This is a genomic window from Kineosporiaceae bacterium, assembly GCA_016713225.1.
Classification (GTDB): domain Bacteria; phylum Actinomycetota; class Actinomycetes; order Actinomycetales; family Kineosporiaceae; genus JADJPO01.
This window is the reverse complement of the sequence record JADJPO010000007.1, coordinates 20,015-45,277: the sequence shown is the minus strand read 5'-3', so window position 1 is coordinate 45,277 and position 25,263 is coordinate 20,015. Positions and strand designations below refer to the sequence as shown.

Here is a 25,263-nt window from a genome sequence, read left to right as displayed (position 1 = left end):
CGAGGTGAGGTGTCGGGTGGGTCTCTCAGGGACGTCGCTGTGCCGGCGGGACGTGCGGCCCCTCGAGGGAACGCATCACCTCGACCGCGTCCGGGTCGAGGCCGTCGGGCAATCCCCGCCCGGAGGCGAGCAGTCCCAACGCGGTCGCCATGGTCTCGATCACGTGGAACCTGACCAGGGTGGTGGTCAGCGTCGTGGGTACGCCCAATGGCGCCAGCACGTGGGGGGCGGCGGCGGTCATGGCGGCGACGGCCTCGGTGAACGTCGCCCCGCCGGTGACGTGCTGCACCTGGAAGGCCCAGCGCAGGGCATCCAGGCCCAGCGGACCCTGGGGACTGCCGTACTCGAGGTCCCAGGCCCAGATGACGCCGTTGCTGATGCCCATGTTCCAGGGGGTCCAGTCGCCGTGATAGCGCCCCACGGGCACCGACACCGCCGCGTCGAGCCGCAGTGCGGTCGCGGTCAACCGCTCGAGGCCGGCGACCAGGTCCGGTCGCGCCGCGCGAGCCGATCGGGCGGCCGTGGCCCGGGCCATCACGTCGTCCCACAGTGCGGTCTGGGCCAACGGCATGGTGCGCACGGCCGAGCGGCCGGCGCCGAAGACGGCCAGGGCTCGCAGCACCAGCGCCTCGTCGTCCGCGCTCACCCGGCGCGCGTCGTCCGGTAGCGGCTCGACCACCGAGTAGGCGAACGGGCCGCACCGTCCGGCATCCAGGACGGCGGGCAGCCGGATCGGTGAGATCGCGGGATCGAGCCCGGCACCGAGCTGCTCCATCAGGTCGGCCTCGGTGAGCACCCGTTCGCCGGTGGTCGGATCCGAGGCGACCTTGGCGAAGGCCACGACCCGGCCGCGGTCGTCGACCAGTTGCACGGTGGGCTTGGCCCGGGGGTGGAAGTCACGCAGGCTGATCGCGGTGCTGGTGGCCTGCGGCAGCCGACGCCGCAGGTGGCGGGTGATCACCGCTTGCTCGATGTCGGCGTCCCCGATCTGGGCCGGGGCCGACAGTCGCAGCACCGTTCGGTCACCGGTGAACGCCGCGAGGGGGCGCATCGCCAGCGCCGCCAGGCGCCGGGTGGCCGCCACCTTGCGGGTGCGTAATCCATTGTGCGACAGCACCAGTCGCGCTGCCGCGGCAGGCTGCACCGGCACCAGGAAGCGGGGTGCCGCGCGGCGGGGGATCACTCGCCAGGCCTCGATCTCGCGCCACCCCTCGGGCACCGCGCCGAAGGCCAGGCGCATCGGGAACCGCGCCGGGGGGAACACGTGCTCGAGCTGAGCGCGGACGACGCGCATCCGCTCGTCCTCGGGGGTCGCCGTCCGGTGGTCTTGGCTGAGATCGATCTCGACCGGGATGGCGCGCTGGCCGTCGACGGTGCTCATCGAGGTCACCTTCCTCGTCCCGGGCGCGGCCCGGGCAGGGTGGGGGCGGTGTCGGATCGTGCCGTGCCGCCGGGACGAGCCGTGCTGGGACGAGGCGTGCGGGCCGATGCCTCGCGCAGCTCCGGTCGCATCACCAGCGCGGCGCTGCCCAGGGCCAGCACCAGGTGCACGCCGTCCACGCCGTAGAACAACAGGGTCACGCCGATCACCACCACGACGGTGTGCAGCAGCAGGGTCTCGGTGTCCGCGACCCGGCGGGTGGCCAACGCCAGGCCCCAGATGGTGGCCAGGAACAGGGCCAGGCCGATGAACCCGTGCGAGAACATCAGGTACCAGAAGTGCCCCTGGGTGCCGACCGAGACGTCCAGGGTGGCGCTCGGGCGGGGGGCGCCCCAGCCGAGCCAGGGTGAGTCCAGGGTGCGCTCGAACGACTCGCGGTACAGGCTCGCCCGGTCCTGGGTGGTCGAGGAGGTGCTGGTGCGTTCGGTGACCCGATCGAGGGCGCCGCTGGCCAACAGCCCCCCGGCCAGGACGACGAGCGTCGTCCCGATCTGCAGCACCCGGATCAGACTCATGCGCCGGATGGTCCGCAGCATCAGGTAACCGGCGGCGACGGCCACGCCGACGAAGATGCCCCGGTTCAAGGTGGCCAGCGCCGGGGGGATCGCCACCGCCACGCCCGCGGCGAGCAGCCACTGGGTGCGGCGTGAGGCCCGCACCGCCAGGGCGGCCACGATCGGCAGCAGCAGCACGAAGGTGTGTCCCCAGGCATTGGTGTAGGGGAACGGCGCCGAGGGGCGGATGAAGTCCGAGGTGGCTCCGTACGGGTGCTGCACCTCGGCGAACCGGGGGCTGAGCAGTTCGATCACGTAGTCGTTGGTGGCCAGCGAGGTCGGCGCGAGGGCGAGCATCGGGGTCCGCAGGCGAAAGTGCGGGAAGGCCATGCCCAGGTAGCCGCCGACGATGAGCCAGACGCCGAAGAACGACATCGCGGCCACCGCCCGCCGGCGGGGTAGGCGCTCGCGGGCGTTGTACAGGTAGACCACCAGCAGCGAGGCGCCGAGCAGGGCGCCCAGGCGTTGGGCGAAGCCGACGAGGCGTCCAGGGCTGTCGACCATGACGGACGAGGCACCCGCCCAGATCAGGAAGCTGACCCAGAGGAACCACAGCGGGGGCAACCGGATCGATCCTCGGAGCACCATCAGGAACAGGCACACCGCGCCGAGCAGCGGCAGGACCACCGGGGTCAGGCCGAGGACCCACCACACCGGATACAGCACGAACAGGGTGGCGAACGGCCAGGCCGGCAGCGCCCTGGCCCGCAACAACGGGGCCGCGAACGTCGGGCCAGCTACGGGCGGGACGCTCTGTCGGCCCGAGTCGGCGACCGGGTGACGCACCTGGGCAGTCTGACATTTGGCTACTCATAGATACAGAACAAACACCCGTTGTCACCAATTCTCTTCAGTTCGGTCGGGGTGCGGCCGAGCGTCACTGCGTGGACGCGCGCATCGACACCTCGCCAGGACCTGACTCTGCGACGGCCTCGGGGGACACCCTGAGTTGGCCGACCACGTTCGCGCCGGCCACCTCGTTCGGCTTCAGTGCCACGCAGACGCTGACCGTGTCGGACATTCTGGCGCGGGTGCGGGAACGTTGGCTGCTCGCCGCAACCTGCGTGGTGCTCGGCGTCGTCGGCTCGATCGGGTACACCCTCACCGCACCGACCTCCTACGTCGCCAGTGCCAGCGTGGTGGTGCAGCCGGTGATCGCCGAACAATTCGGCAGCGTCAACCTGTCGAGCGTGATCAACATGCTGACCGAGTCGCAGGTGGCCAGGTCCTCCGCCGTCGCGACCGCCGCGGGCGAGAAGCTGAACCTGTCGCCGGACGTCGTCCGGGACGCGCTGACCGTGGACTCGCCACAGGACACCCAGGTGCTCAACCTGCACTTCGCCGCCGGGACACCGGACGGCGCGGCAGCCGGCGCGCAGACCGTCGCCGAGAGCTACCTCGCCTACCGAGAGGGCTCGGCTCAGGCCGATGCCGACCGGCGGTTGGCCTCGATCACCGCGCAGATCGAGACCGTGACGCAGCGGATCGGGCAGGGCGGGCAGACCTCGGCCTATCAGGAGACGCTGCGCTCGCTGCTCACCGACCAGCGTGAGCTCACCTCGATCAAGGCCACCTCGGGCGGACGAGTGATCACGCGTGCGGTGCCGCCGACCGTCAAGAGTTCGCCGCGCCCGGTGGTCGACGTCGCGATCGGGCTGGCCGGCGGTCTGATCGCCGGCCTGATTCTCTCCGTGATGTTGCCGCGGCGTCGCTCGCGCGACAGTGCCGTCGTCCGTGATCGGCGGATGCCGGTGAACCCGCCCGCGCCGCTCCCCGTGGCCTGGGCGCCGATGCCCGAGTCCCAGCCCGACGCGCAGCCCGACGCGAAGTCCGACGCGAAGCCGGACGCTCTCACCGAGCCGGCGACGCCGGTCTCGCGGGGCTCGGGGGCACCGGGCGGCCGGGATCAGGACGGTGACGAGAAGCCGTCCGCCGAGCACCCTGCCGCCGAGAAGGACGTCGCGACGGACACCGACACGTCCACCGACGCCGACGTCGAGGCCGAGGCCGAGGACGCCGACGCCGAGGTAGACGCCGACGCCGAGGATTCGCCCGAGGACGCCGAGGTGACGGCCGAGAAGTCTGCGGATGCCGATGCCGACGCCGACGCCGACGCCGATGCCGACGCCGAGGCCGAGCTGGACGACGAGCCGTCCGCCGAGTCCGCCGCGAGTGACCCCTCCCGCCCGGGCGAGACGCCGTCCGGTTCCTCGGCCACGCCGGGGCCGGCGCCCACCCGGCCCGCTCCGCCCCCCACCGAGCGCCCGGCCACACCCGGGCAGGTGCCGGGGTCACGGGGGCCCGTGAAGGGCATCCCGACCGCTCCGGTTCCGTCCCCGTCGCCGCAACCCGCCAGGGGCTTCGGGGTGTCGGCCAACGGCAGCCACCGCAACCCGGCGACGGCGGCGCCGACGCCGGGCACGGGCACCTCGCCCTACCCCTCGCGTCGCTCGATCCGGCCGCAGGCCGGCCCGCCCCTGCCGGCACCGACCAAGCCCTGGTACGAGTCCTGAGGCCGGCTCGATCCGACGGCGCGGACCACGGTCGGCGTCCGCCGGACCCGCTACTCGATCCCGGCTGATTGGGCCACTGTCGGTACCGCGGGTTAGAACTACTGCATGACGCTCACCGGCCTGCTCGACGCCGTCCGTCCCGACCCGGGGCTCGGCCAGGTGCTGGAGGCTGCTCGGGCAGGTGGCGTCGGTCAGCTCGACATCGTCGCCCCACCAGGCGCCCGGGCACTGGTCCTGGCCGCCCTCGCCCAACCGGATGGTGGCGATCGTCCGGTCCTCGTGGTCACCGCGACCGGGCGCGAGGCCGAGGACATCGCTGCTGCGGTGCGCTGTTACCTGCCGCCGGACGCCGTCGCCGAGCTCCCCGCGTGGGAGACGTTGCCCCACGAGCGGCTCAGCCCGCGCTCGGACACGGTGGGACGCCGGCTGGCCGTGTTCCGCCGGCTGGCCCACCCGGCTCCGGTGCAGGACGGCGAGGTCGGCCCGGCCGGGCCGATCCAGGTTCTGGTTGCCCCGATCCGGGCGGTGCTGCAGCCGGTGATCGCCGGGCTCGGTGACCTCGAGCCGATCGCCATGCGCCCGGGCGACGAGCGGGCTCTGGACGATGTCGTCGAGGCGCTGGCCGCGGCTGCCTACACGCGGACCGACATGGTCGAGCGGCGGGGGGAGTTCGCTGTCCGGGGCGGCATCCTCGACGTCTTCCCACCCACCGAGGACCATCCGCTGCGGGTGGAGTTCTGGGGCGACACCGTCGAGGAGGTGCGCTGGTTCTCGGTGGCCGATCAGCGCTCGCTCGAGGTCGCGCCGTCCGGGGTGTGGGCGCCGCCCTGCCGCGAGATCCTGCTCACCGAGACGGTCAAGGCGCGGGCCGCTGCGGCCGCCGAGCGGTTGCCCGGGGTGGCCGACCTGCTCGCCAAGCTCGCCGAGGGCATCGCCGCCGAGGGCATGGAGTCGCTGGCGCCGGTACTGGTCGAGCGGATGGAGCCGCTGCTCGACCTGCTGCCCAAGCACACCCACGTCGTCCTGATCGACCCCGAGAAGGTACGGCGACGCGCTCACGACCTGGTGGCCACCAGCGAGGAGTTCCTGGCCGCCTCGTGGGCCAACGCCTCGGCGGGCAACGCCATCCCGGTCGATCTGCGTGACCTCGGGGCCGGGCTGGACGGCGAGCTCGGCGCCGTCGATCTCGCGGCGGGTAGCTACGCGACGCTGGCACAGGTGCGGGGGCACGCCCTCGACTCCGGCATCCCGTGGTGGTCGCTGACCTCGTTGGCGCGCGATGCCGAGCTGGACGAGATCGCCGAGCGCACCCGATCGGGCGAAGCGAGGGAGCCGGCCGAGCCGAGCTCGTTCGAGGACCTCGCCGAGGTCGTCACGATCGGGGCTCGTGAGGTGGTGGGCTACCGCGGTGAGGTCGAGCGGGCGCTGGCCGATCTGCGGGCGCTGGTGCACGACGGGTGGTCGGTGGTGGCCACGACCGAGGGGGCGGGGCCGGCCAAACGGCTGGTCGAGGTGCTCTCGGGCGCCGACGTCCCGGCTCGGTTGGTGGCCTCGCTGGACGGCGCGCCGGCGGCGTCCGTGGTGCAGGTGACCACGGCGGCGATCGAGCACGGGTTCATCGCCGACGAGCTGAAACTGGCCCTGCTCACCGAGACCGACATCTCCGGAACCCGTTCTGCCACCAAGGACATGCGCCGGTTGCCGAGCCGGCGCCGGGCGATCGTCGACCCGCTGCAGCTGCGGCCCGGCGACTTCGTCGTGCACGAACAGCACGGCGTGGGCAAGTACGTGGAGATGATCCAGCGCAGCATCGGCGGGGCGACCCGTGAGTACCTGGTGATCGAGTACGCGCCCGGTAAGCGGGGCCAGCCGGGTGACCGGTTGTTCGTGCCGAGCGATTCCCTCGACCAGGTGACGCGGTACGTCGGGGGTGAGGCGCCGCAGCTCAACAAGATGGGCGGCGGCGACTGGGCCAAGACCAAGGGCCGGGCGCGCAAGGCGGTACGCCAGATCGCCGGGGAACTGATCCAGCTGTACTCCGCGCGGATGGCCTCCAGCGGGCACGCGTTCGCCTCGGACACCCCGTGGCAACGCGAACTCGAGGACGCCTTCGCCTACGTCGAGACCCCCGATCAGCTCTCCTCGATCGACGAGGTCAAGTCCGACATGGAGAAGCCGATCCCGATGGACCGGCTGATCTGCGGCGACGTCGGGTACGGCAAGACCGAGATCGCGGTGCGGGCGGCGTTCAAGGCGGTGCAGGACGGCAAGCAGGTCGCCGTGTTGGTGCCGACAACGCTGCTGGTGCAGCAGCACTATGAGACCTTCACCGAGCGGTACGCCAACTTCCCGGTGCGGTTGCGGGCGCTGTCGCGGTTCCAGTCCGAGTCGCATTCCAAGGCCACGCTCGACGGGCTGGCCGACGGGTCGGTCGACATCGTGATCGGCACCCACCGGCTGTTGTCGGCGGGGGTGAAGTTCGCCGACCTCGGCCTGGTGATCGTCGACGAGGAGCAGCGGTTCGGCGTCGAGCACAAGGAGAAGCTGAAGCAGCTGCGCACGAACGTCGACGTGCTGGCGATGTCGGCCACGCCGATTCCGCGCACCCTCGAGATGGCGGTCACCGGCATCCGGGAGATGTCGACCCTGGCCACGCCGCCCGAGGAGCGCCATCCGGTCCTGACCTTCGTCGGCCCCTATGAGGAGAAGCAGATCGCGGCGGCGGTCCGGCGAGAGCTGCTGCGTGAGGGCCAGGTCTTCTACGTGCACAACAAGGTCGAGTCGATCGAGCGGGCGGCAGCGCGGTTGCGTGAACTGGTACCCGAGGCGCGCATCGCCACCGCTCACGGCAAGATGGGCGAGCACCGGCTCGAAGAGGTGATCGTCGACTTCTGGGAGAAGCGGTTCGACGTGCTGGTGTGCACCACCATCGTCGAGACGGGGCTGGACATCTCGAATGCCAACACACTGGTTCTGGAGCGGGCGGATGTGTTGGGGCTCAGTCAGTTACACCAGCTGCGCGGTCGCGTCGGGCGTGGCCGGGAGCGGGCGTACGCCTACTTCCTGTACCCGCCGGAGCGGCCGTTGACCGAGACCGCGCACGACCGGCTGGCGACCATCGCCGCGCACACCGATCTGGGTGCCGGCATGCAGGTGGCCATGAAGGACCTCGAGATCCGCGGCGCCGGGAACCTGCTGGGCGGGGAGCAGTCCGGGCACATCGCCGGGGTCGGGTTCGACCTGTACGTGCGCATGGTCGGTGAGGCGGTGGCCGAGTTCCGCGGTGAGGGTGAGGGCGAGCAGACCGCCGAGATGAAGGTCGAGTTGCCGGTCGATGCGCATCTGCCGCATGAGTATGTGCCGGGGGAGCGGTTGCGCCTCGAGGCCTACCGCAAGATCGCCGAGGTGGTCACCGACCAGGCCCTGGACGCCGTCCGCGCCGAACTCGTCGACCGGTACGGTGCCCTGCCGCCACCGGCCGAGCGGTTGTTGGATGTCGCCCGGTTCCGGCTGTTGGCCCGTCGCGCCGGCCTGACGGACGTGGGCCTGCAGGGCAACCAGGTGCGCTTCGGGCCGGTGGAGTTGCCCGACTCGGGCCAGATGCGCCTGAAGCGGCTCTACCCCGGTTCGCTGATCAAGCCGGCCACGTCGGCCATCCTGGTGCCGCGCCCGATGACCGCCAGGGTCGGCGGGCAGGGGCTGCGGGATGTCCCACTGCTGGATTGGGCCGCCGACCTGATTCGCGCGGTCCTGTTGGATTCGGTCGCCGCAGCGGCCTCCGTGGCCGCGGCCGGTCGCTGAACGGGTAGGCGCCGATCCGCGTCAGTCCGGTGAATCTGCGTCAGTCCAGGTCGAGGACGGCGACGGCCGGCTCGTGCAGGCTGCCGAACCAGACCCGCCCGTCGTGTTCGCGCACACCGGTCGCCATGTGGAACTGCGACGTGGAACCCGGATCGTCGACCCGGACATCGTGGATCAGCCGGCCGTCGTTGTCGTAGGCCTGCACCCGGATGGTCCGCTTCGGCGCCGGCTGCAGACGATCAGGGATCCGGGTTGCCGCCCGCCGCAGCCACAACGGGCCGCGCTGCAGCCCCTCGACCAGGCCGTCGAGCGGGCTGGCGATCGTGACCCAGATCAAGCCGTCGCTGCCCCGGGCGATGTTGTCGGGGTAGCCCGGCAGGTCGGCGACCAGCAGGTCGTCCGTGCCGGCTCGGGCACCCGTGAGCCAAGAGCGGGACACCACCCGAGTTGCGGTCTGGGCGACGGCGACGAACGACTCGTCGGCGGCGAGAGCCACCCCGTTGGCGAAGGCCAGCCCGCCGAGCAGTACCTCGACCTCGCCGCCCGGCCCGCGCCGCAGCAGCCGGCCGGTGCGGGTCAGCTCGAGGATCTCGGCTTTCCAGTGGTCGATGCCGTGCACGGTCGAGGAGTCCGAGACGTAGGCCGTACCGTCCGCCGCGACCGCCGCGTTGTTGCAGAACACCATCGGCCGGTCGTCGACGGCGTCCATGACAGCCTCCACGCCACCCGTCTCCGGGTCGATCAGCAACAAGCCGCGGCGGGCGTCGCAGATCAACAGACGCCCCTCGGGCAGATACTCGATGCCCAGCGGCCGCCCCCCGGTGTGGGCCACGGTGTCGACCCGGCGCCCGTCGTGTGCGATCCGGTGGATGGCCCCGTCCTCGGTGCCGGTGAACACCATCCCCTCGTCCGGGCCGGCGAGGGCGACCGCCACGTCTTCGGCCCCGAATCCAGGTACCGGGATCACGCGAAACGTCATGCCCCATGGTGGGCCCCGGGGTGTTGTTCGGTCATCAGACGCGCGTGTCGGGACGGGGGCCATCATCGATCCTCCAGTGGCTCGGACGGCTCCGGTGATGGTTCGGGCGACTCTGGTGATGGCTCGGACGACTCCCGTGGCCGGTGCGACCCGGGTGTCCGCCGCGAATCGGCCGTCGGGCCAGACTCGGGAGCCGAGCGCCACTCTGGGTGGGGGCGCCACTCGGGTGAGCGGGGTTCGTCGTCGTCGGACTGCCCGGTGGCCCAGTCGGCGCGTGAACCGGTGTCGAGGTCGAGGGTGAGTTGTTCGCCGAGGTGTCGGGCGAGCTGGTGGGCGGTGTGTTCGTCGTCGTGCAGGGTGTTGCGGACGGGTTGTTGGTGGGGGTCGATCCAGGCGGGTGGGATGACCCAGGGCGCCCCGTTGATCATCTGGATGGTCCAGATGCCGACGTGGACGGCGGTGTGGTCCCGGTTGCAGACCAGGGCCATCTTGTCGACGTCGGTCAGTCCGCCGTCAGCCCAGGGGGTGACGTGGTGGACGTCGCACCAGTCCGCAGGCGCGGTGCAGCCGGGGATGATGCATCCCCGGTCTCGGGCGAACACCGCCCGGCGTTGGGCGGGGGTGGCCAGGCGTTGGGCTCGGCCTTGGGCGAGGACGGCTCCGCCGCTGTCGAGGAGGGTGGGGGAGATCAGGGCGGTGCAGAGGTTCTGGGCCAGGACGTGGCGGGGTAGGGGTCCGCCGCCGGGGCCGAGGTCGCTGCCGAGGCCGGCGCCGGGGGTGGGTGTGGGTCGGAGGGCGGCGGTGAGTTGGTCGAGGGTGGCGATCAGCGAGATGTGCACGCCGGTGGAGGGCGGTGGGGTGGGCGCGCGCCGAGTGGTGGGCACGGGCCGGGTGGTGGGTGCGGCGGCCTGCGGGGTGATGGCCCGGCTGGCGGACGGCGCTGAGCCGCCGCCATCCACGCTGGCACCGCCACAGCCAGCAGCAGTGCCGCCAGCAGCCTTGCCGCTGCCACTCTTGGTGCCGCTGCCAGTGTCGGTGCCGCTGGTGGCGGTGTCCGTCGGGGTGGAGGTGGCGCTGGGGGCTGGGTCGGCGGGTGGTCCCTCGTCGGTGTCGGGGTCGCTGCCGCGGTGCAGCGCCAGGTGCGCCAGGTGGGTCAAGGCGTCGGCGCGGCGTTGCGCGGCGGTCCTTGGGTCACGCAGCGGCAGTTCACCCTGGACCTGCCCGTCCCCACCAGCCTCAGCGTCCGCCTCGGTGTCGGTGGTCGTGCTGACCTTGGTGGGTTTGCTCAACGCGTGGATCACGTTCCGGACGATCAACCCGTCCGCGGGCGAGAGCGCGAACCGGCCGATGAGCATCCCGTTGCTGTCGGTGCCCAGGTGCAGGTACCGCTTCTCGTGGGCTTTCGGGTCGAAGCCCTGGTCGGGGTTCAACGCCTCTTCGAGTTGGGTACACAGCCGCCGAAACACGTGTGGGGCGTGCTTGCGGGCCATCTCGGCCAGGAACTCGTCCACCCGCTGGACCCCGGAGATCCCGTCCGGGTCGATGTGGGTGAGCACGTCCTTGTCGATGCGCCCCAGGCACCCGGTGGCATGGTCGACATGACGACGCGAGATGTCCCCGGCCGCCAGCGCCGCACCGACTTCGGGTAACCCCAACGTGGCGGCGCCGTCCGGACCCAAGCCGTCGTGTCCGGTGTCGACGCCGACCCCGGCGCCGTCCTGGTCCAGGGCACGGGCGGCGGCGACGTCGCGGGCCGCGGTGCCGGGATCGATGCGCAGCGCATGGACCAGGAACGTGGCGGCGACCTTGCCGGGTGCGCAGGTCGGCATCGCTTCCGGCCGGTCATCCACCGCCCGCACCAGGTGCAGTACCGCGGCCTCGACCTGGTTGGCGACCCGGTGGGCCGCGATGAGCGCGTCGCGCAGCTCGCCGTCCGACAGCGTCAGGGTGGGCGCGGTCTGCAACAACCGGAGCTGAGCCGAGACCGCATCCAACACCGTGGCGACCGGCGATGCACTCATCCCGATGGTGTCGGCCTCGTCGTCCGGGAGACCGGGCAGGCCACTGTTCCCGACGGCGGCGTCCTCGCCGTCCGGGGTGGGTGTCTGCTCCGGTTCCATGAATCGGACACTACGGGCGACCACCGACAACCAAGCTGGCTCGGTAGGCGATGAAAACCATTGCAGCAGAACGACTTTTGTGCAACGGGTCACTTTGCGCTGAATCCATCGAACGGAAACGTCGACCCCTCCCAAACCTCGCGACGACGGCGACATTCCGAGGCGTGCCACGAGCCGGCGCCGCCACGTGTGAACGACTCCGAGCCATTCCGGCGGTAGCGACCTGATAGAGAAGGCGTATGAGTGAGACCAGAACACGCCTGCGCGAGCTCGGGTTCACCCTGGGCTCCCTGCCCACCGGGCACTGGAACGCGATCACGGATGTGCCCGGCGTCGGGGTCGGCCACGCCACCGTGATCACCGACCAGCCCGCGACCCTGCGCACCGGGGTCACGGTGATCATGCCCCGTCCGGCGGTCGAGCTCAGCGACCTCGCCTACGGCGGGCTGTCCTCGTTCAACGGCAACGGTGAGCTCACCGGCTCGCACTGGCTGTCCGAATCCGGCCTCGTCGCCGGGCCGATCGCGATCACCAACACCGACCAGGTCGGCCTGGTGCGCGACGAACTCGTCGCGTACGAGGTGGCGCGCACTCCCGAGATCGACTGGTGCCTGCCCCTGGTCGGTGAGACCTGGGACGGCACCCTGAACGACATCCACGCCCGGGGGCTGCGTGCCGAGCACGTACACCAAGCCCTGGACGCCGCCGCTGCGTCGTCCGGTCGTGGCCCGGTCGCCGAGGGCAACGTGGGCGGCGGCACCGGCATGATCTGCCACGGGTTCAAGGGCGGCATCGGCACCTCGTCCCGACTGGTTGCCACCGCCGACGAGCAGTACACCGTCGGCGTGCTGGTGCAGGCCAACTACGGCCATCGTGAGCTGCTGTCCCTCGGCGGACGCGCCGTCGGCCGTGCGATCGACCACACCGTGGTGCCGCTGCCCCCCGACGACACCCCGGCGGCCTCCGGCGACACCGGGTCGATCATCGTCGTCGTGGCCACCGACGCTCCCCTTGTCGCCGATCAGTGCACCCGCCTCGCTCGCCGGGCCACGGTGGGCCTGTCCCGAGTGGGGGGTTTCGGCAGCGACTCCAGCGGCGACATCTTCCTGGCGTTCGCCACCGGCAACCGGGTCCCGGCCACCGCCACGGGGCCACTCGACGTCCGGACCCTGCCGCACGAGGCGATGACGCCGCTGTTCCGAGGCGTGGCCGAGGCGACCGAGGAGGCCATCTGGAATGCGCTCTGTGCGGCGCAGACGATGACCGGATTCCGCGGCGCGACCGTGCACGCGATCCCGCTCGACCGTCTGGCCGCGCTGCGCTGACGACCGACCTGGCTGGTCATGCTCCGCTGGTGTCGCCGAATCAGACCCTGCCAGGGCGTGGATGCGTCAGCCGCGGAGCATGAACGGGCACGCGCGGAGCATGAGCAGGTTGGGGGGTGGCCTCACGCAACGGGGTGGGGACGGCGCTAGCATTCCCGGTGAGCTGCGCGCGCAGCGGCTGACGCACGAAGGGATCGTCGTGACCTCCACTCGTTCTGCCCGGATCGCCCGCCGGATCGCCCTGGCCACCCTCGCGGTGGGCCTGACGGTGACCGGCACCGGTTGCTCGTCCCAGGCGGGGGCAGCCGCGGTGATCGACGGACGGCGGATCCCGGTGGGCGACGTGCAGCAGGCCACGACGGACATCGCCGCCTTCACCGGCCAGGACGTCGCGCCGTCCCAGGTGCTGTTCTTCCTGCTGCTCGGCCCTCGGCTGGTCAATGCCGCCGCCGCCAACGGGGTGGGTGTCTCCGAGGCCCAGGCCCGACAGGAGCTCGCCACCAAGGTGGCCGACCCGAGTGAGTCTGCTGTGGCGGCCATTCGGGCCAACGACTCGCTACAGGCGCTGAACACCCTGGGTGAGGACAAGGCCAAGCCCACGCTCGATGCCATCGTGGCCGACCTGAAGAAGGCCGACATCGCCGTCAGCCCGCGGTACGGCCAGTTCGACCGGGACAAGGTCGCGATCGTGCCGGCCGTCCCGAACTGGCTGGTCGCCGACACGACGAAGCAGGCGGCGTCCTGACGTACGAGGTGAGCGGCACGGGCCGCATCGTCCTGATCGTCGTCAGCCCACGTAGCGCACCCGGGCTGCTGGCCTGGCCGGCCTGGCAGGCGTTGCAGGCAGCGGACGGCGTGTTCGCCGCCAACCCCGACCCGGCATGGCTCGACGCCCTCGCCGAGGCCGGCATCGACGTGATCGACCTGGCCGAGGTCGAGGTCGGCGAGCGCGCTGCCCGGTTACTGTCCACGGCCTCACCCGGAACCCGCGCGACGACCGTGAGCATCGTGACATCGACCACGTCAAACGAGGCTGCGCCTGGTCAGGCGGTGTGGTTCGGGTCGGCGGACGGCGACCCCGGCCTGACCGACGCGCTGGCGGTTCACCTGTCGCAGCTGGCGGTGGCCGCCCAGCCCCCCGAGCTCGAGGTGATCGTCGGCTCGCACGACGTCCCCGGCGCGCGCCTGCTCGACCTGGTGGCCGTGATGGACCGGTTGCGCTCGCCGGGCGGGTGCCCCTGGGATGCCGAGCAGACCCACGAGAGCCTGCTGCCCTATCTGCTGGAGGAGACGCACGAGGTCATCGAGGCCGTCGAGCGTCCGGACGACGACCCGCAGCGACGCGCCCACCTGGTCGAGGAACTCGGAGACCTGTTGCTGCAGGTCATGTTTCACGCCCGCGTCGGCGAGGAGCGGCCCGAGGATCCGTTCGACATCGACGAGGTGGCGGCCGGCATCGTCGAGAAACTCGTGCGCCGCCACCCCCATGTCTTCGCCGATGTGGACGTCGAGAACGCCGACGAGGTGATGGCCAACTGGGAACAGATCAAGGCGGCGGAGAAGCAGCGTGAGGGCCTCTTCGACGGTATTCCAGCGAGCCTGCCGGCGCTCGCCCGGGCGCAGAAGATGCTCGGTCGGCTCGGCGATGCCGATGCGTTGCTCGACGACAGGGTGACCGATCCGCTCGCGCGGGCGCTGCTGGACGCCGTCCAGCGGGCTCGGCGCAGCGGCCTGGACGCCGAGGCGAGCCTGCGTACGGCCCTGAACCGCCTCGCCTGATCGAGTCTGATCGAGGCCGATCTCGTCGTCGAACCTGGGACTGTCGTCGGAAGGCCGCCGGTGCCTGCGTCGATAGGGTGAACACAGTCGCGAAGCGACCACCCTTTGCGCCATCCGTACCGCCCGACAGCCCAAGGAGACCATCCGTGGCAAGCATCGAAGCCGTAGGCGCCCGCGAGATCCTCGACTCGCGTGGCAACCCCACCGTCGAGGTCGAGGTCGCACTGGACGACGGCACCATCGCCCGTGCCGCGGTTCCCTCGGGTGCCTCGACAGGTGCCTTCGAGGCCGTCGAACGTCGTGACGGCGACAAGAACCGTTACGGCGGCAAGGGTGTCGAGCAGGCCGTGACCGCGGTCATGGACCAGCTGGCCCCCGAGCTGCTCGGCTTCGACGCCGCCGACCAGCGCATGATCGACCAGGCGATGCTCGACCTGGACGGCACCGACAACAAGGGCTCGATCGGCGCCAACGCGATCCTCGGCGTCTCGCTCGCCGTGGCCAAGGCCGCCGCCGACTCGGCCAACCTGCCGCTGTTCCGCTACCTCGGTGGCCCGAACGCGCACATCCTGCCGGTGCCGATGATGAACATCCTCAACGGTGGCGCTCACGCCGATGGTGGCGTGGACATCCAGGAGTTCATGGTCGCCCCGATCGGCGCCGCCAGCTTCCGTGAGGCGCTGCGCTGGGGCGCCGAGGTCTACCACTCGCTGAAGTCGGTGCTCAAGGGCAAGGGCTACGCGACCGGGCTGGGCGACGAGGGTGGCTTCGCGCCGTCCCTGCCGACCAACCGTGAGGCGCTCGACCTGATCGCCGTCGCCATCGAGGCGGCCGGGTTCTCGCTCGGCAAGGACGTCGCGCTCGCCCTGGACGTCGCCTCGACCGAGTTCTTCAAGGACGGTTCCTACTCGTTCGAGGGTGCGCAGAAGTCGGCCGCCCAGATGACCGAGTACTACACCTCGCTGGTGGATGCGTTCCCGATCGTCTCGATCGAGGACCCGCTGGCCGAGGACGACTGGGAGGGCTGGGTGGCGATCACCACGGCCCTCGGCTCGCGGACCCAGCTGGTCGGTGACGACCTGTTCGTGACCAACCCGGCTCGGTTGCGCAAGGGCATCGAGCTCGGCGCCGCCAACTCGATGCTGGTCAAGGTGAACCAGATCGGCTCGCTCACCGAGACCCTGGACGCGGTCGCCCTGGCCCACCGCAGCGGCTACAGCTGCATGATGAGCCACCGCTCCGGCGAGACCGAGGACACCACCATCGCCGACCTGGCCGTCGCCACCGACTGTGGCCAGATCAAGACCGGTGCCCCGGCCCGCAGCGAGCGCGTCGCCAAGTACAACCAGCTGCTGCGCATCGAGGAGGAGCTGGACGACGCCGCGGTGTACGCGGGCGCCGGCGCCTTCCCGCGGTACGCCGCGAAGTAGGTTCGGTCACTGCTCGACGTCGGAGGGCGTCGTCACCCGTTGGGTGGCGGCGCCCTCCGCTGTCGTGATCACCCCACGGGGTCACGATCACCCCTGAGCCATGATCACCCCAGCATCATGATCGCCTACCGCACCATGATCACCGTTAGATCGCAGTTTGCACCGGCTCACCCGGAGCAAACTGCGAGCTAACAGTGATCTTGGTGCTGCGGGTGGGGTGAGGGGCGGGGTGAAGGGCGAGGGGTGGGGCGAAGGGTGAGGGGCGGGGTGAAGGGCTAGGGGTGGGGTCAGGGGTGGGGGGTCGCCAGACCCCGAGGTGAGGGTGGGCGGGGCGCAGGACGGCGAGGCGAACATGTCGTGATCACAAGTCGGACGAAATCACCCCACACGTAACATCTGAAACACCAGCCTCATGCGACACGCCTGCATCGGGCCGCTCCCTCCGTGATTCGCGGGTCGTGACGTGCGATGGTCGATTCACGCCTGGCCGCCTGCGACTCGCCGTGATCGATCACAAGCTCCAGGTAGTCGTGCGATGCCACGGAGGGAGGCTGTGATGACGACGCGTCGTCCCGCGGCACCTCGTGGCCGGACCAGCACCTCGTCCAGCTCGACGAGCACTCGCCGGCCGACGGCACCGGCGCCGCGCTCGTCGGCCACGCCTTCTGCCGGCGGCGGGGGTGCGAAGACCACCGGCTCGTCCGCATCACCGGCTCAACCCGCGCGTCGTCGCCCCGCCCCGGCGCGCTCGGGGGCACCGGGTGGGTCGAGCCGGCCGTCCAGCAGCCCGTCCAGCAAGGCATCGGCGCGTCCGGCGTCCCGGCCGGCCTCGCGCTCTGCAGCCGGGGCTGCCCGCACCGCGCGCACGACGCGACCGGCGAACAACCGCCCCCCGGTGATCCGGCCGATGACCGCCTTCGCCGGCGTCGTGGTGGTGTTGATCCTGCTCATCGCGCCGTATGTGCGGCCGTGGGTGAGTCAGCGGTCGCAGATCTCTGCCGCGCAGGACGAGATGGCGACCCTGCAACGCGACGTCGAACAGCTCACCGCCGAGCGAGCGCGGTGGAAGGATCCGGCCTACGTCGCCACGCAGGCCCGAGCCCGGCTGAACTACGTCAAGCCGGGGGAGATCGCGTACTCGCTGGTCGACGACACGGTGACCGATGCCTCCGCCGACCCGCGCCTGGCCGAGGTGGCGGTACCGCATCAGGACGCGGCGAGAGCCTGGTACGACACCCTGTGGGGCTCGGTGACAACGGCCGGTGATCCGACCACGCGCCAGCCTGCCCAGCCCTGAGGCCGCTGCCGGCACTGCCCTCCCGTAGTCTCGCCGACGTGAATCCGCCCACCGATGAGGACCTGCGCGCCGTCGAAGCCCAACTCGGCCGGACCCCTCGCGGGGTGGTGGAGGTGGCCCATCGCTGCGGCTGCGGCCTGCCGGACGTCGTCCGCACCGCACCCCGGCTGGACGACGGCAGCCCGTTCCCGACGTCGTTCTACCTGACCTGCCCCCGGGCGGCATCGGCGGTCGGCACGTTGGAGGCGGACGGTCTGATGCGCCGGATGTCGCAGCGGCTGGCCGAGGACGACGAGCTGGCCGTGGCCTACCGGCGAGCTCACCAGGACTACCTGACCCGACGAGCCGAACTCGGCGAGGTACCCGAGATCGACGGGGTCTCGGCCGGGGGCATGCCCGACCGGGTCAAGTGCCTGCACGTGCTGCTGGCGCACGCGCTGGCTGCCGGGCCGGGGGTCAACCCGCTCGGCGACGAGACCCGCGAGACGCTGGATGCGTGGTGGGCCGACGGCCCCTGCGTCGCCGTCGGCGATGCACTCCGTGGCGAGGCGGCCCGATGAGCGGCGGAGGCGTCCGGCGGGTGGCGGCGATCGATTGCGGCACCAACTCGTTGCGGTTGCTGATCGCTGATGTCGACCCGGCCACGCAGCACCTGCGCGACGTCCACCGGCGCATGGAGATCGTGCGGCTCGGGCAGGGGGTGGACGCCACCGGGCGCTTCGATCCGGCCGCGCTGCAGCGGGCGTTGAGCCTGACCGCCGAGTACGCGCAATCCTGCCGGGACGCCGACGTGAGCGCGATCCGGTTCGTCGCGACCTCGGCCAGCCGGGACGCCGCCGACGCGCACGTGTTCATCGACGGCGTCCGCGAGCTGCTCGGCGTGGAGCCCGAGGTGATCACCGGGGCCGAGGAGGCCGCGCTGTCGTTCCTGGGCGCCACCCGCGGGCTGGAGGCGATCGCGGTGCCGGCCGAAGAGCGGCTGCCCGTGCTCGTGGTGGACATCGGAGGGGGATCCACCGAGGTGGTCCTGGGCGAGATCGGTGTTCCGGGATCGCCGACCGCGGCAGCGCCGTTGGCCTCGCGGTCGGTGGACGTCGGCTGCGTGCGGCTGTTCGAACGGCACGGCGGCGACCTCGCGGCGATCCGCGCCGATCTCGAGGCAGCCCTGGACGACGTCGCGCGCGTCGTCCCGCTGCACCGGGCCCGGGCTCTGGTGGGCCTGGCGGGATCGGTGACCACCCTGACCGCGCACGCCCTGCGGCTGCCGCGCTACGAGCCGGAACGGATTCACGGTGCGGTGCTGCCCGTGGCCACGGTGACCGCGGCCTGCGACGACATGGCCGCGCTGACCAGTGATCAGCGGCGCGCGCTGCCCTACCTGCACCCGGGCCGGGTGGACGTGATCGTGGCCGGTGCACTGATCTGGCGTGGGGTGCTCGACCGGGTCGCGGCGGCCGCCGGGGTGCAGCAGGTGGTGACCAGCGAGCACGACATTCTCGACGGGATCGCCTGGTCGGCGGCCGAGTCGGCGTGACGGGGGGCCGTGAGGGCTGCGGTAGCGTGCAGCGGGTCGCAGGGTCAGGTCGTGCAGGGTCGTTGTCGGGAGGGCATACGTGGGATCGCGCAGGCCATCTCGTCGGGCTCCGCAGGCTCGTCGGGCTCGTCGGGTGTGGACGACGATGCTGCCCGTGGCGCTGATCGTGCCCGCACTGTCCGGGTGCTTCGCCGTTCAGCAGGAATCGGGTCCGGCGCTCTCGGTCCCCTCCGTCGGGGTGTCGGTGATCGCGGTCACCTCGACCTCGACGGCCCGTGCCACGCCGTCCCGTGCTGCGGGTGCCCCGTCGGTCTCGTCGGGGGCGTCGGCACCTGCCACCGCCCTGGCGGCGGTGTCACCGCAGCCCGGGGTGTCGCCGTCCGGGGTGGCACTACGCCCGCCGACCCTGCCGAAACTGAAGGGCTACAGCTACTCCAAGGCCCCCGCGTCGGTGGTGGCGGCCTTCCTGGCGGCACGTCCGCAACCGGCCGGCGTGCTCGGGCCGCCCACCGTGGTGTCGGTGTCTCAGGGTGAGGACGCCATCGGTTCGATTGCCGCCCGGGCGCTGGACGCGGCCCACGCCGGGGACACCACGGTCGAGAACTCGCTGGTCGCCAGTCTGGTCGCGGGTTTGCCGAAGAGCGGCTACACGGTGCGGACGCAGAAGCTGACCGGGGGCCGCGTGACGGTGGCGACCCGCAAGGGCTCGACGATCCTGACCTGGTACCACCGTGGTGTGGTGCTGCAGTTGGTCAGCTCGGTCTCGGCCGAGGCGCCTCTGGGCTATGCGAAGGCTTACCTCGCCCGCTGAGCGCGTCGGGGCTACCGTCGTTCCGTGACCAGTGCGACGCTGTGGCCATGGCCGAGCTGCACGGTGACAACACAGCGCGCGTGACGCGTGGCAGAACAGTTGGCATCACGGAGTTGGCGCTGCGTGATGCGCATCAGTCCCTGATGGCGACCCGGATGGCCCTCGAGGACATGGTGGGGGCCTGCGCCGACATCGACGCCGCAGGGTACTGGAGCGTGGAGTGCTGGGGCGGGGCGACGTTCGACGCGTGCATCCGCTTCCTCAACGAGGATCCGTGGCAGCGGTTGCGCACTTTCCGCGAGTTGCTGCCGAACAGTCGCCTGCAGATGCTGCTGCGCGGCCAGAACCTGCTCGGCTACCGCCACTACGGCGACGACGTGGTCGACCGGTTCGTCGAGGCGGCAGCCGAGAACGGCATGGACGTGTTCCGGGTGTTCGACGCGCTCAACGACGTCCGCAATGTCGAGCGATCGATCGCCGCCGTCAAGCGGGCCGGCAAGCATGCGCAGGGCACGATCTGCTACACCGTCTCGCCGCTGCACACCGTCGAGGGGTACGTCGAGCTGGCCCGCAACCTGGCCGACCTGGGCTGTGACTCGTTGGCGCTGAAGGACATGGCGGCCTTGCTGAAGCCGCAGCCGGCGTTCGACATCGTGACCGCGATCAAGCAGGCGTTGCCCGGTATGCAGGTCAACGTGCACTGCCACGCCACGACCGGGGTCACCCTGGTCTCGCTGATGAAGGCCATCGAGGCCGGCGCCGATGTGGTCGACACCGCGATCTCGTCGATGAGCCTGGGGCCGGGGCACAACCCGACCGAGTCGATGGTCGAGATGCTCGAGGGCACAGGGTTCGTGGCCGACCTCGACAAGGTGTTGTTGGGGCGGGTCAAGGAACACTTCGCCGCGGTCAAGCCGCGCTACGCCCAGTTCATGAGTTCGTTCTCGGTCGAGACCGACATCTTCGACAGCCAGATCCCCGGCGGCATGATCTCGAACATGGAGTCCCAGCTGAAGCAGCAGGGCGCCGGGGACAAGCTGGCCGAGGTGCTCGCCGAGGTGCCCCGGGTGCGCAAGGCGGCCGGCTACCCACCGTTGGTGACGCCGTCCAGTCAGATCGTGGGCACCCAGGCGGTGTTCAACGTGCTGATGGGGCGCTACCACGTGCTCACCGCCGAGTTCGCCGACCTCATGCTCGGCTACTACGGCTACACCCTGGGCGAGATGGATCCCGAGGTGGTGGCCAAGGCCCGGGCGCAGACCGGCAAGGAGCCGATCACGGTCCGTCCGGGTGACCTGATCGCACCGGAGTGGGACGCGTTGCGGGATCAGGCCGCCGGGCTGGACGGGTTCGACGGCAGCGACGAGGACGTGCTCACCTACGCGATGTTCCCCAAGGTCGCTCCCGGCTTCTTCACCACCCGCAGTCAGGGGCCGAAGAACGTCGGACGCGATCCGGCCGAGGTCGAGGCCGAGCGGGTGGCGGCGGCGGGCGATACCGGCAGCGGGCCGGTACGCATGCCGATCAGCTACGACATCACCGTTGACGGCCGGACCCACACGGTCTCGGTGCGGCCGGCATGACCACCGAACAGACCAGCGCACCGGAGCCGTCGCCGCCGAAGGCGACGATCCCGCCGGTCGGCATGGCCGAGCGCATCGATCGGCTGCGGGCCGAGCGGGCCACGGTGGAGGCCGGGGGCGGCGCCGAGCGTCACGCCAAGCAACACGAGCTGGGCAAACTGACGGCACGAGAACGGATCACGGCGCTTCTCGACCCGGGCTCGTTCGAGGAGATCGGCCTGTTCGCCCAGCACCGGACGACGCATTTCGGCATGGACACCGCAGTCTTGCCGGCAGATGGCGTGGTGACCGGCAGCGGCACCGTGATGGGCCGCCCGGTGCACCTGGCCAGTCAGGACTTCTCGGTCGCCGGCGGGTCGGCGGGGGAGATGCACTCGATCAAGGTCGCCCACATGCTGGACGCGGCGCTGGCCAATGGCACGCCGTTCGTGTTCTTCAACGACTCTGGCGGCGCCCGGGTGCAGGAGGGTATCGACTCGTTGTCGGGCTACGGCAAGGTGTTCTACGCCAATGTGGCGCTGTCCGGCGTCGTCCCGCAGATCTCGATCATCGCCGGGCCGTGCGCAGGCGGGGCGGCCTATTCACCGGCGCTGACCGACTTCATCATCCAGACCCGGGCCTCACGGATGTTCATCACCGGGCCCGACGTGATTCGCCAGGTCACCGGTGAAGTGGTCACCGCCGAGGCGCTCGGTGGCCCCGAGGCGCACCTGACCCGTTCGGGCGTCAGCCATTTCGTCGCCGAGGACGACGCCCACGCCGCCGCGATCTGCAAGAAGCTGCTCAGCTATCTGCCGGCCAACAACACCGAGGAACCGCCCTACGTCGAGGGGTTCGAGGCGGTGCCGCGCAACGAGCGGCTGAACTCGCTGATCCCCGACGATCCGAAGAAGGGCTACGACGTCCGCGAGGTCATCGCCGGGATCGCCGACGCCGGTGACTTCCTCGAGGTGCAAGCCGGCTTCGCACCGAACCTGGTGATCGGATTCGCCCGGGTGGCGGGGCATTCGGTGGGGGTGGTGGCGAACCAGTCGGCGGTGATGTCGGGGGTGCTGAACATCGACGCATCCGACAAGGGGGCGCGATTCGTGCGCTTCTGCAACGCGTTCAACATCCCGTTGCTCACCCTGGTCGATGTGCCGGGCTTCCTGCCCGGGGTGGCGCAGGAACACGGCGGCATCATCCGGCACGGGGCCAAGATGCTCTTCGCCTACTCCTCCGCCACGGTGCCCAAGGTGACCGTGGTGCTGCGCAAGGCCTACGGCGGGGCGTATCTGGCCATGTGCGGCAAGGACCTCGGCGCCGACCGGGTCTACGCCTGGCCCAGTGCCGAGATCGCCGTCATGGGCGCCGAGGGCGCGGCGGGCGTGGTGTTCCGCCGCGAGATCGCCGAGGCCGACGACCCGGCGTCCAAGCGGGCCGAACTGGTCGCGCTCTACCGCGAGACGTTCTCGACGCCGTACGTGGCGGCGTCCCGCGGGTTGGTCGACGACATCATCGAACCGGCCGACACCCGGCGGATGGTGGCGCGGGCGCTGGCGACGTTGTCGGGCAAGCGCGAGTCGCGCCCGCCCAAGAAGCACGGGCTGATCCCGCTGTGACACCTCGAACCGGGAGCTGTTCATGAATGAGACGGCCAGGATCGCCGAACTCGAGGCCACCATCGCCGCGCTCACCGAGCGGGTCGATGCGCTGGAGGCGCGATTGCACAGCTTTCACCCCGAGGGCGAGGTCCCCGAGGACGTGGTGATCGCGATCTCGGCCGCGGTGGCCGCCTACCTGGGCACGCGGGCCACGGTGAAGCAGGTGCGATTGCGCCGCCAGGGCGTGTGGGGTGCCCACGGCCGCGCTGGGCAGCACCACTCGCATTCGTCCGTCTACACAGTGCGCTGACGGCGCAGACGACACAGTGCGCTGACGGCGCAGAGGAGCGGGTCATGAAGCTGAAGGTCACCGTCAACGGCATGGTCTACGACGTGGAGGTCGAGGTCGCCGAGGAGGCGCAACCCACCTTCGCCCAACTCGCCATGGCCAGCCCGACGGCGTACGGCGTGACGCCGACGGCGGCCAGGGCGCCGGCCACCGCGTCGTCCAGCCTGACCGCGCCGATCGCCGGCACCGTGGTGAAGGTGCTGGTCGAGGGCGGTGCGGAGGTCACCGCCGGCCAGACCCTGTTGGTGCTCGAGGCCATGAAGATGGAGACCGAGATCACCGCCCCCCACGACGGCACCGTCGCGACCGTCGAGGTCACCGTCGGCGCCACCGTCGGCGGAGGCCAACCCCTGCTCACCTGGGCCTGACCCGCCCGCGACACCACACCACCACACCCCACCCAACCCGCTCATGCTCCGCAGGTGACTGCCGATGCTCCGCTGAGGCCCGATGACAGCGTTGTCAAGCTGTCGGGACGCGTCACCCGCGGAGCATGGGCAGGTTTGGTGGGGTGTTGATGGGGTGTTGTTCGCGCAGTAGTGCGCAGTGTGCAGTAGCGTGGGTCTCGCATCAGCGGATTCGGGAGGTGGGCGTGTGGATACGACGCAGTTGCTCAAGGGGGTGCTCGATCTCGCCGTCCTGGCGGTGGTCTCCACCGAGGACGGATACGGCTACGACGTCGTGCGTCGCCTGCGGTCGGCCGGGCTGGACGACGTGGGGGACGCCTCGGTGTACGGCACCTTGCGCCGGCTCTACAGCGGCGGCGCCCTGACCTCCTACGTGGTTCCCTCCGACGAGGGCCCGCATCGCAAGTACTACGGCATCAACCCCCACGGCCGGGCACTGTTGGCCGAGCAGTCGCAGACCTGGGCCGGCTTCGCTGCCACCATGACCGGACTGCTCGCCGATGCCGGGCACGACATCCGGGACACCCGGCCGCTGACCACCGCTCTGGGTGGCAGCTCCGAGTCTCGAGCCACCACCACCATCACGAGCAGCAGGGAGCCGGTGCGATGAACACCTCCGTCACCCACCCCGAGGTCGCCGCATTCGTCGCCGCGGTGCGCCGCGCGCTCGATGATCTGACCCCGGACGAGATCGATGACCTGACAGGCGGTTTGGAGGCCGACCTGGACGACGCGCTGACCGATGGCGGCGCGACCTCCGGCATCGAACGGTTCGGCTCACCGGCCGACTACGCCGCCGAACTGCGCTCGGCCGCCGGACTGCCGCCGCGCGCCGCCACAGGGGGACGGCGCGCGGCGGGCCTGGTCACGTTGGTCCGCGCGCAGCGTGCCATCGTGGTGGCGCGGTTGGAGCGCCAGCCGTGGTGGCCGGCCGTCCGCGACTTCGCGCTCGCGTTGCGTCCGGCATGGTGGCTGATGCGAGCAGGCCTGTTCGCCGTGGTGTTCTTCGGCGCCGGCTACCAGGGACTCACCTGGGGTCTGATCGCGCTCTTCGCCGTGCTGCTGTTCTTCAGCGTGCAGGCTGGACGTCGCGGTTGGGCGCGACGCAACCTGGTGCTGCGCATCGGATTCCTGGCGATCAACGCGGCGGCGATCCTGATGGTGCCCAACGGGATCGAGCGCCTGACCACCCCCAACACCGTGTTCGACACCATGTCCCTTCCTCCGCAGAACGGGTTGTGGCTCAACGGCACGGAGGTGCGCAACGTGCTGGTGTACGACGCCCAGGGCAGGCCCTTGAGCGACATCCAGTTGTTCGACGAGAACGGCAAGCCGTTGTCGGTGGGCGACTCGGCCCGTGCGCCGTTGTGGGAGGGCGACCCCACCACGTACTACGAAGGAATGCCCCCAGTGGCCGGCGCAGCCCAGATCGCGGCTGTCACCGACCAAGGTCGCGTGGTGTGGAACGTGTTCCCGCTTCGTCAGCAGAAGCTCGAATGGCGCGGCGCCTCGGACAGCAACGGAGTTCCGATGGGCGCGTCGGTGGGCGCTCCTGCGGCGGCCCCCGTGCCGCAGGGCCTCGTGCCGCGCGTGGTCGGGATCGACGGATCGGCCTACCCTGAGGCCACGGCCACGCCGTCCCCGGCCGGCGGTCCGTCCGCTCAGCCCTCGGGCGCACTGTCCGGTGAACCCAGGCCTACGGCGAGTGCCGCAGGCACGCCGCTGCCCACCGTGAGCCCGTCCCCGTGAGCCAGTCC

The 25,263-nt window shown here is 71.0% G+C and carries 21 protein-coding genes; 16 read left to right on the top strand and 5 right to left on the bottom strand.

The annotated features are described in order from the left end of the window. Nucleotides 1-25 precede the first annotated feature (25 nt). Together IPK24_21795 and IPK24_21790 are read right to left on the bottom strand one after the other, a co-directional pair. Entirely contained in the window at nt 26-1,381 is a 1,356-nt protein-coding gene (locus IPK24_21795) for a hypothetical protein (protein ID MBK8078117.1), read from the bottom strand. Nucleotides 1,382-1,386: 5 nt separating this feature from the next. Further along, entirely contained in the window at nt 1,387-2,781 is a 1,395-nt protein-coding gene (locus IPK24_21790) for a hypothetical protein (protein MBK8078116.1), read from the bottom strand. A 98-nt stretch (nt 2,782-2,879) separates the two neighbouring features. On the opposite strand from IPK24_21790, the gene IPK24_21785 reads away from it, so the two are divergent. Next, nucleotides 2,880-4,508: a hypothetical protein gene (locus IPK24_21785; GenBank protein MBK8078115.1), complete on the top strand. Its 1,629-nt coding sequence runs from the start codon at nt 2,880-2,882 to the stop codon at nt 4,506-4,508. Between the two features lie 105 nt (nt 4,509-4,613). Further along, entirely contained in the window at nt 4,614-8,309 is a 3,696-nt protein-coding gene (mfd, locus tag IPK24_21780; GenBank protein MBK8078114.1) for a transcription-repair coupling factor, read from the top strand. A 40-nt stretch (nt 8,310-8,349) separates the two neighbouring features. Here the strand turns inward: mfd and IPK24_21775 are convergent, their stop codons facing one another. Both IPK24_21775 and IPK24_21770 read right to left on the bottom strand, forming a co-directional pair. After that, nucleotides 8,350-9,288, bottom strand: a complete 939-nt coding sequence (locus tag IPK24_21775) for an SMP-30/gluconolactonase/LRE family protein (GenBank protein ID MBK8078113.1) — start codon at nt 9,286-9,288, stop codon at nt 8,350-8,352. Between the two features lie 62 nt (nt 9,289-9,350). After that, complete coding sequence (locus IPK24_21770; GenBank protein ID MBK8078112.1) at nt 9,351-11,408, bottom strand: DUF222 domain-containing protein; 2,058 nt, start codon at nt 11,406-11,408, stop codon at nt 9,351-9,353. A 239-nt stretch (nt 11,409-11,647) separates the two neighbouring features. Between IPK24_21770 and IPK24_21765 the strand changes: the two genes are divergently transcribed. The 4 genes from IPK24_21765 to eno all read left to right on the top strand — a co-directional run bounded on the left by IPK24_21765 (nt 11,648) and on the right by eno (nt 15,942). Further along, the gene (locus IPK24_21765; GenBank protein ID MBK8078111.1) at nt 11,648-12,733 is read left to right on the top strand and encodes a P1 family peptidase; all 1,086 of its coding nucleotides are present in this window, start codon (nt 11,648-11,650) and stop codon (nt 12,731-12,733) included. 199 nt (nt 12,734-12,932) lie between these two features. Next, complete coding sequence (locus IPK24_21760; protein ID MBK8078110.1) at nt 12,933-13,478, top strand: hypothetical protein; 546 nt, start codon at nt 12,933-12,935, stop codon at nt 13,476-13,478. Between the two features lie 8 nt (nt 13,479-13,486). Further along, nucleotides 13,487-14,512: a MazG family protein gene (locus IPK24_21755; protein MBK8078109.1), complete on the top strand. Its 1,026-nt coding sequence runs from the start codon at nt 13,487-13,489 to the stop codon at nt 14,510-14,512. 146 nt (nt 14,513-14,658) lie between these two features. Then, the gene (gene eno / locus IPK24_21750; protein ID MBK8078108.1) at nt 14,659-15,942 is read left to right on the top strand and encodes a phosphopyruvate hydratase; all 1,284 of its coding nucleotides are present in this window, start codon (nt 14,659-14,661) and stop codon (nt 15,940-15,942) included. A 714-nt stretch (nt 15,943-16,656) separates the two neighbouring features. On the opposite strand, the gene IPK24_21745 is transcribed toward eno, so the two are convergent. Next, nucleotides 16,657-16,893: a hypothetical protein gene (locus tag IPK24_21745; GenBank protein MBK8078107.1), complete on the bottom strand. Its 237-nt coding sequence runs from the start codon at nt 16,891-16,893 to the stop codon at nt 16,657-16,659. Between IPK24_21745 and IPK24_21740 the strand changes: the two genes are divergently transcribed. From IPK24_21740 to IPK24_21695, 10 genes are all read left to right on the top strand, one after another. Then, nucleotides 16,877-17,239 (top strand): septum formation initiator family protein, encoded by a 363-nt coding sequence (locus tag IPK24_21740; protein ID MBK8078106.1) that lies wholly within the window; start codon nt 16,877-16,879, stop codon nt 17,237-17,239. The genes IPK24_21745 and IPK24_21740 overlap by 17 nt on opposite strands. Beyond that, complete coding sequence (locus tag IPK24_21735) at nt 17,236-17,799, top strand: DUF501 domain-containing protein (protein MBK8078105.1); 564 nt, start codon at nt 17,236-17,238, stop codon at nt 17,797-17,799. The genes IPK24_21740 and IPK24_21735 overlap by 4 nt, the downstream gene beginning before the upstream one ends. Further along, the gene (locus IPK24_21730; protein ID MBK8078104.1) at nt 17,796-18,773 is read left to right on the top strand and encodes an exopolyphosphatase; all 978 of its coding nucleotides are present in this window, start codon (nt 17,796-17,798) and stop codon (nt 18,771-18,773) included. Before IPK24_21735 ends, IPK24_21730 begins: the two co-directional genes overlap by 4 nt. A 133-nt stretch (nt 18,774-18,906) precedes the next feature. Continuing rightward, a complete protein-coding gene (locus IPK24_21725; protein ID MBK8078103.1) occupies nt 18,907-19,584 on the top strand; it encodes a hypothetical protein in 678 nt (225 codons plus the stop codon). A 47-nt stretch (nt 19,585-19,631) separates the two neighbouring features. Continuing rightward, nucleotides 19,632-21,167, top strand: coding sequence for a methylmalonyl-CoA carboxytransferase subunit 5S (locus tag IPK24_21720; protein ID MBK8078102.1), 1,536 nt, complete (start codon nt 19,632-19,634; stop codon nt 21,165-21,167). 62 nt (nt 21,168-21,229) lie between these two features. Next, nucleotides 21,230-22,768 carry an acyl-CoA carboxylase subunit beta gene (locus IPK24_21715; GenBank protein ID MBK8078101.1) on the top strand — a complete coding sequence of 513 codons (1,539 nt, stop codon included), beginning with the start codon at nt 21,230-21,232 and terminating at the stop codon, nt 22,766-22,768. Nucleotides 22,769-22,790: 22 nt separating this feature from the next. Further along, nucleotides 22,791-23,060, top strand: a complete 270-nt coding sequence (locus IPK24_21710) for a hypothetical protein (protein ID MBK8078100.1) — start codon at nt 22,791-22,793, stop codon at nt 23,058-23,060. A gap of 44 nt (nt 23,061-23,104) precedes the next feature. Continuing rightward, complete coding sequence (locus IPK24_21705; GenBank protein MBK8078099.1) at nt 23,105-23,467, top strand: biotin/lipoyl-binding protein; 363 nt, start codon at nt 23,105-23,107, stop codon at nt 23,465-23,467. A gap of 226 nt (nt 23,468-23,693) precedes the next feature. After that, a complete protein-coding gene (locus IPK24_21700; GenBank protein MBK8078098.1) occupies nt 23,694-24,116 on the top strand; it encodes a PadR family transcriptional regulator in 423 nt (140 codons plus the stop codon). After that, on the top strand, nt 24,113-25,255 hold the full coding sequence (locus IPK24_21695; GenBank protein MBK8078097.1) for a hypothetical protein: 1,143 nt from the start codon (nt 24,113-24,115) through the stop codon (nt 25,253-25,255). Before IPK24_21700 ends, IPK24_21695 begins: the two co-directional genes overlap by 4 nt. Nucleotides 25,256-25,263 lie beyond the last annotated feature (8 nt).

Coding starts and splice junctions, on each gene's coding strand:
- IPK24_21795 (MBK8078117.1), bottom strand. CDS start 1,381: ATGAGCACCGTCGACGGCCAGCGCGCCATCCCGGTCGAGATCGATCTC.
- mfd (MBK8078114.1), top strand. CDS start 4,614: ATGACGCTCACCGGCCTGCTCGACGCCGTCCGTCCCGACCCGGGGCTC.
- IPK24_21775 (MBK8078113.1), bottom strand. CDS start 9,288: ATGACGTTTCGCGTGATCCCGGTACCTGGATTCGGGGCCGAAGACGTG.
- IPK24_21770 (MBK8078112.1), bottom strand. CDS start 11,408: ATGGAACCGGAGCAGACACCCACCCCGGACGGCGAGGACGCCGCCGTC.
- IPK24_21765 (MBK8078111.1), top strand. CDS start 11,648: ATGAGTGAGACCAGAACACGCCTGCGCGAGCTCGGGTTCACCCTGGGC.
- IPK24_21745 (MBK8078107.1), bottom strand. CDS start 16,893: ATGAGCAGGATCAACACCACCACGACGCCGGCGAAGGCGGTCATCGGC.
- IPK24_21730 (MBK8078104.1), top strand. CDS start 17,796: ATGAGCGGCGGAGGCGTCCGGCGGGTGGCGGCGATCGATTGCGGCACC.
- IPK24_21720 (MBK8078102.1), top strand. CDS start 19,632: ATGGCCGAGCTGCACGGTGACAACACAGCGCGCGTGACGCGTGGCAGA.
- IPK24_21715 (MBK8078101.1), top strand. CDS start 21,230: ATGGCCGAGCGCATCGATCGGCTGCGGGCCGAGCGGGCCACGGTGGAG.
- IPK24_21710 (MBK8078100.1), top strand. CDS start 22,791: ATGAATGAGACGGCCAGGATCGCCGAACTCGAGGCCACCATCGCCGCG.
- IPK24_21705 (MBK8078099.1), top strand. CDS start 23,105: ATGAAGCTGAAGGTCACCGTCAACGGCATGGTCTACGACGTGGAGGTC.
- IPK24_21695 (MBK8078097.1), top strand. CDS start 24,113: ATGAACACCTCCGTCACCCACCCCGAGGTCGCCGCATTCGTCGCCGCG.